Origin of the sequence: Neisseria sp. P0022.S009, from assembly GCF_051956675.1 — a bacterium.
Taxonomy (GTDB): domain Bacteria; phylum Pseudomonadota; class Gammaproteobacteria; order Burkholderiales; family Neisseriaceae; genus Neisseria.
The window spans coordinates 1-531 of record NZ_JBQCXE010000043.1 but is presented as its reverse complement, the minus strand read 5'-3'; the positions used below and the strand labels follow the sequence as shown (position 1 = coordinate 531).

At 57.3% G+C, this 531-nt stretch carries 1 pseudogene; it reads right to left on the bottom strand.

Annotated features, from left to right (window positions below):
* Positions 1–531, bottom strand: a pseudogene (locus ACTHUG_RS11340) (hypothetical protein); the annotation flags it as partial.

Here is a 531-nt window from a genome sequence, read left to right as displayed (position 1 = left end):
TGTAAACGTCTTGGCCGTTGGCGCCGGTCGTTTTCACCACGTCTTTGATGTTGGTGCCGGCGGCAACCTCGGTACGGGCGGCGGCGCTTTGCTGTTTCAGCTGGCTGTAGTTGACGGCGTCGGTATCATCGGTACCCGGGGCAACGTTGGTGATCTTGTTGCCGGCGGCATTAATGCCTGCTTTGGTCACACTTGGGCCACCGGTAATGGTGAGGCCGTCTGAATTCAGTTTGCTGTCGCCTGCGGTAACGCTGTCGACGGTGATGTCTTTGGCCAGTTTCAGCTGTGCACCACCGGCTACGGTTTCGCTGATGATGTTGCTGTCGCCTTTGACATTGATGGTGTCGCCCAATGCGTAGTTGTTGCTGCCGGTGGTACCGCCGAAGTTAATGCCTTTGGCGATATTGGCGGCGTTGTTGGCGACGTTTTGGTTGGTCGCAAACAGTTGGCTGCCGTTAACGGCGTCTTTGCTGTTGGCATTGAGGTCGCCGTCGGCCACGTTGGTCACTTTGTTACCGGCGGCATCGATAC